This is a genomic window from Roseofilum sp. (genome assembly GCF_982964205.1).
The window spans coordinates 29,832-38,139 of sequence record NZ_CEZBFX010000042.1 but is presented as its reverse complement, the minus strand read 5'-3'; the positions used below and the strand labels follow the sequence as shown (position 1 = coordinate 38,139).

At 43.9% G+C, this 8,308-nt stretch carries 7 protein-coding genes; 3 read left to right on the top strand and 4 right to left on the bottom strand.

Annotation, left to right across the window (positions count from 1 at the left end; genetic code table 11):
- Window positions 1-136: 136 nt before the first annotated feature.
- The 3 genes from AC3A14_RS12470 to AC3A14_RS12460 all read right to left on the bottom strand — a co-directional run bounded on the left by AC3A14_RS12470 (window position 137) and on the right by AC3A14_RS12460 (window position 2,418).
- Window positions 137-715 carry a gamma-glutamylcyclotransferase family protein gene (locus AC3A14_RS12470; protein WP_318699116.1) on the bottom strand — a complete coding sequence of 193 codons (579 nt, stop codon included), beginning with the start codon at window positions 713-715 and terminating at the stop codon, window positions 137-139.
- A gap of 99 nt (window positions 716-814) precedes the next feature.
- Window positions 815-2,182, bottom strand: coding sequence for a hypothetical protein (locus AC3A14_RS12465; RefSeq protein ID WP_318733172.1), 1,368 nt, complete (start codon window positions 2,180-2,182; stop codon window positions 815-817).
- 20 nt (window positions 2,183-2,202) lie between these two features.
- A complete protein-coding gene (locus AC3A14_RS12460) occupies window positions 2,203-2,418 on the bottom strand; it encodes a GNAT family N-acetyltransferase (protein ID WP_318733173.1) in 216 nt (71 codons plus the stop codon).
- Between the two features lie 241 nt (window positions 2,419-2,659).
- Here AC3A14_RS12460 and AC3A14_RS12455 point away from each other — a divergent pair, with 241 nt between their 5' ends.
- The 3 genes from AC3A14_RS12455 (at window position 2,660) to AC3A14_RS12445 (ending at window position 5,889) form a co-directional block, all read left to right on the top strand.
- Complete coding sequence (locus AC3A14_RS12455; RefSeq protein WP_318733174.1) at window positions 2,660-3,379, top strand: class I SAM-dependent methyltransferase; 720 nt, start codon at window positions 2,660-2,662, stop codon at window positions 3,377-3,379.
- 58 nt (window positions 3,380-3,437) lie between these two features.
- On the top strand, window positions 3,438-4,430 hold the full coding sequence (locus AC3A14_RS12450) for an SGNH/GDSL hydrolase family protein (RefSeq protein WP_318733175.1): 993 nt from the start codon (window positions 3,438-3,440) through the stop codon (window positions 4,428-4,430).
- A gap of 202 nt (window positions 4,431-4,632) precedes the next feature.
- A complete protein-coding gene (locus tag AC3A14_RS12445) occupies window positions 4,633-5,889 on the top strand; it encodes a glycosyltransferase family 4 protein (RefSeq protein WP_318733176.1) in 1,257 nt (418 codons plus the stop codon).
- A gap of 81 nt (window positions 5,890-5,970) precedes the next feature.
- Here AC3A14_RS12445 and AC3A14_RS12440 read toward each other — a convergent pair whose 3' ends face one another.
- Window positions 5,971-8,298, bottom strand: a complete 2,328-nt coding sequence (locus AC3A14_RS12440) for a GumC family protein (RefSeq protein WP_318733177.1) — start codon at window positions 8,296-8,298, stop codon at window positions 5,971-5,973.
- Window positions 8,299-8,308 lie beyond the last annotated feature (10 nt).

Sequence of the window (8,308 nt, the reverse complement as noted above, 5' to 3'; positions counted from 1 at the left end):
TCGCAATGACTGATCTCAATGAGACTGTACTCCGTTACAGCGCAAAGCGCTGTATGTTAGGCATGATTCTGTAGGGGCGAACAATTTTTCGTCCTTACAATCATCTCAATCCCCGTGTCTCCCCATCCCCATTTCTTTATGCCGATCGCCGCAATTGACTTTCTTGCAGGCGATGCATATGGTTAAATAAATCCCAACAATACTGTTCCGGCAAACCGCAAGTGATTGCACCGCGCATTACTACATTAAAATACCAATCATTTGGCGCTAATTCTTTCGGCAATTTATCTACCACCACATAGGTACGCACATTTTTATAAAGCTTGTCTTGACAATAAACTTCTACTGTTTCATGGCGATATCCATTGCGGGGAATTTCTTCGCGAATATCGAGTAACTCACTGAAGCGCAAAGGCAATCGATAAAGTACCCCTTCCACTGATTTGTCCGTATCCGGAACCACATCGAGAGCGCCACAATTACGTTTTAAGGAACGACGATAAAACCCAAGTCGATATCCGCGCAACGTAGCTTGACCAATAACATAGGGATAGGTTGCCTCTCCCAGGGTGCGCTGAAGATCTACAGGACACATGCATGACCCGTAGGCAAAGTAGTCAAAATACTGCACCTCTGAGTTCTGGGATAGGATTGAATGGACTAAATGGAGTTTATCACCTGCTGAAAATCTAAAATGTTTGCCTTGAACAGTCATTGTTGTTTACAGTTTATATAACCTAAATGTTGCTAGGGAGTATAGCAAAGGAGATTATATAGAGCAATACCGTAAAGTATCTTGAGGTACGAATTCACATTAGGAAATCATTAATTTCTCCAAGGCAACTTGCAGCTCCTGCGTTAAGCCAAAAATGGCTTGGCGGCGGCTGTTTCGGTACTCTGTCCATCGGTCATTAACCCATAGGGGTTCCCCCACGGTTAAGGTTGTTTCTAACCTCCCTAAATTGGGGTGACCCTCAACTTTTCCTGTTTTAATCCAGGTAATCACTTTCCACAAAATTAATAACGTTTCTGCCAATCGTTCAGCAGTCGGTTTTTCTCGCACATATTTGCCGGTCACCGCACAAACGCGCTCCACCATTCGCATATGACCCATGCGTAAACTGGCTTCTTCGGCGACCCAATTACCTAACCCAAATTCTACGGGTGATAAACTGTCGATGTCTGAGCGATAAATGCGCTCCCAACCTGCTTGTTCTAACCGCCGACACCGATCGATAAATGACCCTTTTGGTTGTATTTTAAAGTAACTTTCGGAGACCTGAAGGGCATTTTCGAGGAGCCTGTTTAGGCGTTGCGAAAGGTTTTGATTGGGATCTTCTAAGTCTGGTAATTCTTCAAATTTGACATCATAAAATTGGCTGTAAAAGGATTCCATTAAGGAGAGTAAACTTTGACCGACTCTCAGCAGTCTAGGATAACGGGATTGGGTGACATCATCTGAGGAATTGTTGGTAAAGGGGGGTAAGCCTAAATCTTGTTCGAGTTCACTTAAAAGCCGATCCAGTTGTTCCCATGGCGGTTGGGCGAAGGAGTAGCGAATGCCAATGGGAAGAATGGCTACTTTTTCGGAACGATTGGCTTTTTGTAAATCTTCTACACACCAAAATCCGAGTTGGGCAACTCCCGGTTCTAAGGGGCTGATGAGTTCACTATGGTCGTTAACGCCTCCTTCTGGAGCTAAGGTGAGGGGAAAACGACCATCGAAGAGTAAGGAGCGGGCACATTTTAAGCCTTCGCGGTCGAGTTTTCCACGCTGGATGGATGTCCCTCCAAGTTGGGAAAAGAGGGTACTGACGAATTTGCCGGCCCAAATGGGAATGCCGCGATCGTACATAAAGTGAGTATGAACGGGGTATTTTAGGGGGATTTTATGCTGTTTGGCGGCTTGGGGTAAGGCTTTCCAGAGTAAATGGGCCATGGAATAGGGGTCATAGGTACTGGGATGGCGAAAGGCTAGGATGAGACGGATCTGCTGGTGCTGAAATTGATGATAGAGCTGGGCTAAGGTAACGGTGTTGTGGGTGTTAATTTGGCTGATTTTACATTGGGTGCGTAACCACAAGGGCAGAATCAGTTGTACTCCTTTGAGGATGAGGGGGTTGAATTGGGGGGGAATATGTTCTAGAGGAGGTTGGATGCGATCGGTGATGGATTCAGACATGGTGCTGGAATAGGTTAGGCTTAGGGTTTCTGAAGTGCAAAGAGCAGGAGTTGGCAGTTGTAGTAGCGATCGCATAATCCTAAATTGGTCATTCCTAACCGTTGGATCACGGTAACAGAACGATGGTTTTCGGGATGGATCGCGGCATAGAGAGTAGCCAGATTGAGGATATTAAAGCTATAGTTAACGATGATTTTAGCTGCTTCTACCGTTGGAGGCGATCGGACTCTAAACATCGGTTCATCATATGTCCTTATGAAACGAAACCTTACTACTGACCCCAATGGGTTATCCAGAAAATCAGGAATAACGCCTAACTCTAATGTAGACTAACCTTGAGTGCCCGTAAATTTGTCTCATGCTGCTATTGCTTTGCGAATCACTTGATACCAGATTGATAGTATCTCTTATGATAAACTAACTTAAACTTAAAACTCACTCCCACTCCAGTTCCTCTAACCTAACTCACCTTAGTTTATGTCCTATTCAGAACGCCTTCTAGAAAAAGGAAATACCCTCACTCGTGTTGCCCATAAATCCCGTTTTCAAGCTGTTCTTAATGCTTTGGGAAATCAAAAGTACCCCTGTGCCCTAGATTACGGCTGTGGTGATGGATGGTTACTGAGATCGGCCTATGAGCAAGGATTTATTCAATCAGGTTTTGGCATTGATATTTCTGCCGATATGATCGCCGCTTCTCAAGAAACTTTAAGGGATATTCCTGGATTCAAATTAGGGTTACCCTCAGAAACCAATACCCTCATTCTTCCTCAAAGTCTAGATCTGGTTTTCTGCACTGAAACCTTAGAGCATGTCCCCGATCCTTCGGCTATTCTCAACACCATTTTACCCCTGTGTAAACCCAACGCCAAAATCGTAATTTCCGTTCCTATTGAAGTTGGTCCTTCCCTATTCGTTAAACAAACGGGGCGCTATCTGGCGAACCTAAAAGGTGGGTATGGGTATGAGCGATACACGCCCCAGGAACTCTTTTCGGCTGCTATTCTTTGGGATTGCAAAAGCTTCCCCTCATCCCATGCCCAAAAATCCTCCTATCGCGCCCACAAAGGTTTTGATTATCGGGACTTAGAATCCTTACTTAAAAATAGACTTACCGTCGAAAAGAAAATGTTTTCCCCCTTTCCTATTTTCGGTAATCTATTTAATAGTACTGTGATTTGGATATGCAAAAAATAAGCTATAAAATCGATTGATGCAGAGGACTCAATCAATCCGATAATAAACTTTACTTTTTATGAACTTTTTACATCTCTTAAACTTAAAAAAATCTTATCGAATTCCTCTGGCAATTTTAGCTGTTTTTCTCATAACTGAAACGATTCTTAGGTTGGGTTTAGGCTTAGGAAAACCAGCCCTTGTGCAAGCAGATAGTCAAACAGGATACCGTTTTCAACCCAATCAGCACTTATGGCGGTTTGGTAAAACTATCATTTATAATCAATATTCTCAACGCTCCGATCCGATCGATCTGGAAACGCCCCCAGAAACCTTAAGAATTTTGATGGTTGGTGATTCTGTTTTAAATGGTGGTAATCCTATCGATCAATCAGAAATTATTTCTGAACAGCTTAAAGAAAAACTAGAGACATCTGGATATCCCTTGGAAGTCCTTAATGCTTCCTCTGGATCTTGGGGACTGGGGAATCAATGGGGATATTTGCAAAAATTTGGTCTTTTTGAGAGTGATGTGGTAATTTTGCAAATTGGAGTCCATGATTTAGTTCAACCTACAAGTACCAGTGATACTGTCGGTTCAATATACTTTCCGGATCGCCCTCCTCCGTTGGCGATTTCAGAAGCTTGGAGTCGGTATGCTTGGCCCAGAATTACCGGTTATATTCCCTTAAATACACCGAGTTCAGAAATTCCTAGATTACAACTTAAACCCCAAGAACAGTTTGCTGAAAATATGACGTTTTTTCAGGAAATGGTTCGGTTTATTCGCGCACAAAATATTCCTCTCATAGTGCTATTTACTCCCAACCGCTTTGATCTACTTCCCACACCTAAAACTCCACCTTACCAGCAAGAGTTTTTTTCTCTTTTAAACTCACAAAGTATTCCTGTCATCGATGTCTATGAAGCTTGGTCTACCTTAACTCCATCAGCCATTGATGGCCTGTTTCGGGATAGCGTACACCTTAATGAACAAGGTAACCAAGCTGTTGCCACTCTCATTTGCCAACATCTACAACTCGGCAATCAGTTGCCATCCTGTATTAAATAAATTATCCTAAATCGAGCGCTTTTAACTGGAATTGGGAAAAGACAGTGTGAAGTCTACCATAGCCCACATAAAGTAACCCAAGCAAAGAGATTTAAACCTTATCCTTGTTGAGGAGGACTCTAAATTGTATCGCTCTTTTACTCAGAATCTCAGCGTAATCAATAGGAGCCAAAATGGTAAAAAGGCATCCTATTCAACAAGGTTGTCCATATTAACTCAGTATTATCCCCCGGATTATGCAGCGACGGGTCAATTGATTGAAGAACTAGCTCATCAACTGGGTCGTCAGGGGATGAAAGTTCATATTTTTACTGGACAGCCAGGATATGCCTTTGGTCAACAGGATGCCCCGACGTTAGAAGAAGATGAGCATTTGTCCGTTCGGCGATCGCGTACTACCCGAATCTTATCACAACGCATCCGAGGAAAAGCGATCAATGGGATTATTTTCTGTTTACGGGCTGGACTTCACTTGCTAAAAACAGCCAGTCGCGGAGATGTCTTATTAGTAACGACTGCCCCACCCTTCTTACCCCTATTAGGGTATGTAGCTAACCTCTGTTTTGGTGTTCCCTATGTTTGCCTCATCTATGATCTCTATCCAGATGTAGCTGTAGAACTCAAAGTAGTTTCCAGAACCCATAAACTAGTCCGTCTTTGGAATCACGTTAATCGTTTAGTTTGGCGCAGAGCTAAATCAGTGATTGTTCTCAGTCCAAGCATGAAGCAACGAGTACTTGCACAATGTCCAGATATTACCGAGCGTGTAGCCGTGATTCACAGTTGGGCAGACCCCCATCATATTACTCCTATTCCTAAAGAAGAAAATTGGTTTGCCCATCAACATAATCTAGTCAAAAAATTCTGTGTTCTCTACTCAGGAAATATGGGACGCTGCCATGATATAGATACCATTATTGCTACAGCGCAACATCTCAAAGATGAACCCATCAAATTTGTATTTATTGGTAATGGGGCTAAATATCAAGCCTGTCAGGAGCAAGCCAGGATTTTGGGCTTAAATCAAATTACTTTCTTGCCTTATCAAGACAAAGAATGCTTACCCTACTCTCTGACTGCCTGTGACCTATCTTTAGTTAGCATTAGTCCGGGTATGGAAGGCTTAGTTGCTCCCAGTAAACTCTATGGAATTCTAGCTGCTGGCCGCCCAGTAGCTGCGATTTGTGAACCCCATTCCTATCTACGTCAAATGTTATCAGAAGTCAATTTTGGAAAAGCATTTGACAATGGAGATTCTGAAGGATTGGCCCAGTTTATTCGAGAACTAGCGGCTAATCGCGAACAAGCTGAGTTTATGGGTTGTCAAGGTCGTCGTTATCTCGAAACTCACTTTACCCCAGAACGCATTGCCCAACAATATGGAGAGGTTTTAACAGTTAATCCAGAATGGAAACTGAAACTCAATGGGGGAAGGCTAGTGAAATTCAAAGAATTTTAGGTATCTCTCTAAAGCCCAACCTTCCCGAACATCAACCAACAAGTTTATTGAGGGTTGATGTCTTGTCCAGTTCAATCAATCTTAAATCACTTGGTCTTCGTTGGGCATATAGTTGCGATAATAATAATCTACGCCCGAACCAAACCCTTTAACACCATTGGCAATAATGCCCAGCACCGATACATAGGACATTTTGAGGTTATCTAAGACTTGGTTCAGTTCAGAACGTCCTGTTTTTCCTAGGGCAACGACTAACAGAATGCCATCTGAACGCTTGGCGAGAAGACTACCGTCCGCTAAGCCGAAGCTGGGAGGAGTATCATAAATAACTAAATCATATTCCGTTTGGAATTGTTCGACCAGATGCTGCATTTTGCGAGAAGACAATAGCTTGATCGGATCGGGGGGGACTTGACCTGATGTGAGGATATAAAAATGATCTTCAACGGCATGAATTACGTCACGGGGGTCAATTTCACTGGTAATAATATTGCTTAAGCCTCGCAAATTAGGTAGCCCTAAGCGGGTATGGAGAATAGGATGACGTAAGTCTGCATCAACGAGCAGTACCCGTTGACCCATGGCAGCGGCCGACCGAGCTAAATTGACCGATACGGTGGATTTCCCTTCCATGGGCAAACAGGAGCTGATGACCAGGGAACGGATCGGAGTATCCGAACTGAGAAAGCGAATATTGGTGTATAAGGAACGGAAAGACTCTAAGAAGGGAGACGAGTTATAGTAAGTGCCCTTAGAGCCTAAACTGAGATTAAGAGGACGTTTTGGCGCTTGTTCTGGAGGAGGTTCATGGTCGGAACCGGCCGCCACTTTAGCCCTAACCGTTTCTGGGGCACTAATGGGTTTCAAGCCTCGCTTAAAGGGAATAATCCCCAATAGGGGTAAACCGGTCAGATCTTTGAGGTCGTTGGTGGAGTGGAAGGCGTTATCGAGTTGTTCAGCCAGTAAGGCCGCACCTAATCCCATTAAAGTTCCTGCGAACAGGCCTAAGACTAAATTGCGGGGAATATTGGGAGAGATAGGCGCTCCAGGTTGGAACGGTTCAGAAAGAACTTCCCAAGATACGGATTTTTGGGCTGCCTCTAATTGTAGGGTTTGTCGAGTTTCGAGTAGTCGGGCTAGACTTTGAGTTGCGACTTCTAGTTTCAGTTGAATATCAGTATATTCTCTTGCTAAACCGGGAATAATTGAAAATTCTTCTTTCAGCCGATTTTCAACTTGTGCTAAGGCAGATAAGCGAACTTGTAGCACCTGAATTTGATTGGTTGTGTCTACCAATTGTGTACTCAGGCCCACGGAAATAGGAGTCAATTGTCCGCCATTGCTAGGGATCGCTTGATCGCCAACAACCCGTTGAGCTTCTCGGTCAATTAGGGGTAACAGATTTTGCCGTTGCTCTAAGAGGGCTTTGATATTTGGACTATCTGGTTGAAAACGAACAGATTCTTCGGCAATTTCGGTTTCTATTTCTAGTAGTTGATTGAGCAGTTGTTGGTATCGAGAGGATTCACTAAGGGCTGCTCCCGCTAAGGCTTGTTCTGGAGAAGCTCCTAATTGTCTTTGCAAGACGACATAGAGGGATTGGAGTTCTGCGAGTTGGGCTTGTGAGTCTTTTTGCTGCTTGTTAATGTCAGTAAGTAAGCGAGAGATGTCATTCCCTCTAAATTCTGGGTCAATAACGCTATGTTGTTCCCGGAAGGCTTCTAATTCTGCTTGGTATGAGTTAACTTGCTCTCGGATGACAGGGAGTTGTTCTTCTACGAATTGCACAACTCGTTGGATACTCAATTGGCGCAGTTGGATGCCATACAGGGAATATCCCTGGAGCAACGTATCTAAAATATCTTTTATTTTTTGGGGATCGTCTCCTTGGAAGGAGATATTTAAGATCTTGGTGTATCGATCTTGGTCACCGATCGCCTGTTGAATCGTCAAATTACTGACCAATTCCCCATAAGTCATATCAGGATAGGTTTGTTGCATATCTCGCACCAGGGGTTCGAGAAGAGTGGGCGATCGCAACACTTCAATTTGAGTTGCATAATCAAAGCTCGGCCCCAACCCTAATCGTAATAATTCCTTAGAGTTATCATCTTCTGAAATTGGCTCAACCAACATGCGGAAATTCGATTGATAAACCGGGGTGCGGGTAAGCGTCCAGCCCCAAATAGCTCCGGTAACAGCGATCGCCACTCCAGCCAGCGCCAGCCAACGTCTACGAGCAATGACCAACAACTGTTTCGGATCAAATTCCTCCGTCTCCGATGCCTGGGGAAGAGCAGGAATGGCAACGGGATAGGGCTTATATCCGTTGTGACCATTGCCATTATGGCCATTACCATTGTGGCCATTGCCGTTTTGATTAGATTTAGGGGGAGTACCAGCTTGCATGGATTCAAAA

Excerpts from the sequence above, each read along its gene's own strand:
- AC3A14_RS12470 (WP_318699116.1), bottom strand. The coding sequence starts at position 715 with ATGACTGTTCAAGGCAAACATTTTAGATTTTCAGCAGGTGATAAACTC.
- AC3A14_RS12465 (WP_318733172.1), bottom strand. The coding sequence starts at position 2,182 with ATGTCTGAATCCATCACCGATCGCATCCAACCTCCTCTAGAACATATT.
- AC3A14_RS12460 (WP_318733173.1), bottom strand. The coding sequence starts at position 2,418 with ATGTTTAGAGTCCGATCGCCTCCAACGGTAGAAGCAGCTAAAATCATC.
- AC3A14_RS12455 (WP_318733174.1), top strand. The coding sequence starts at position 2,660 with ATGTCCTATTCAGAACGCCTTCTAGAAAAAGGAAATACCCTCACTCGT.
- AC3A14_RS12450 (WP_318733175.1), top strand. The coding sequence starts at position 3,438 with ATGAACTTTTTACATCTCTTAAACTTAAAAAAATCTTATCGAATTCCT.
- AC3A14_RS12440 (WP_318733177.1), bottom strand. The coding sequence starts at position 8,298 with ATGCAAGCTGGTACTCCCCCTAAATCTAATCAAAACGGCAATGGCCAC.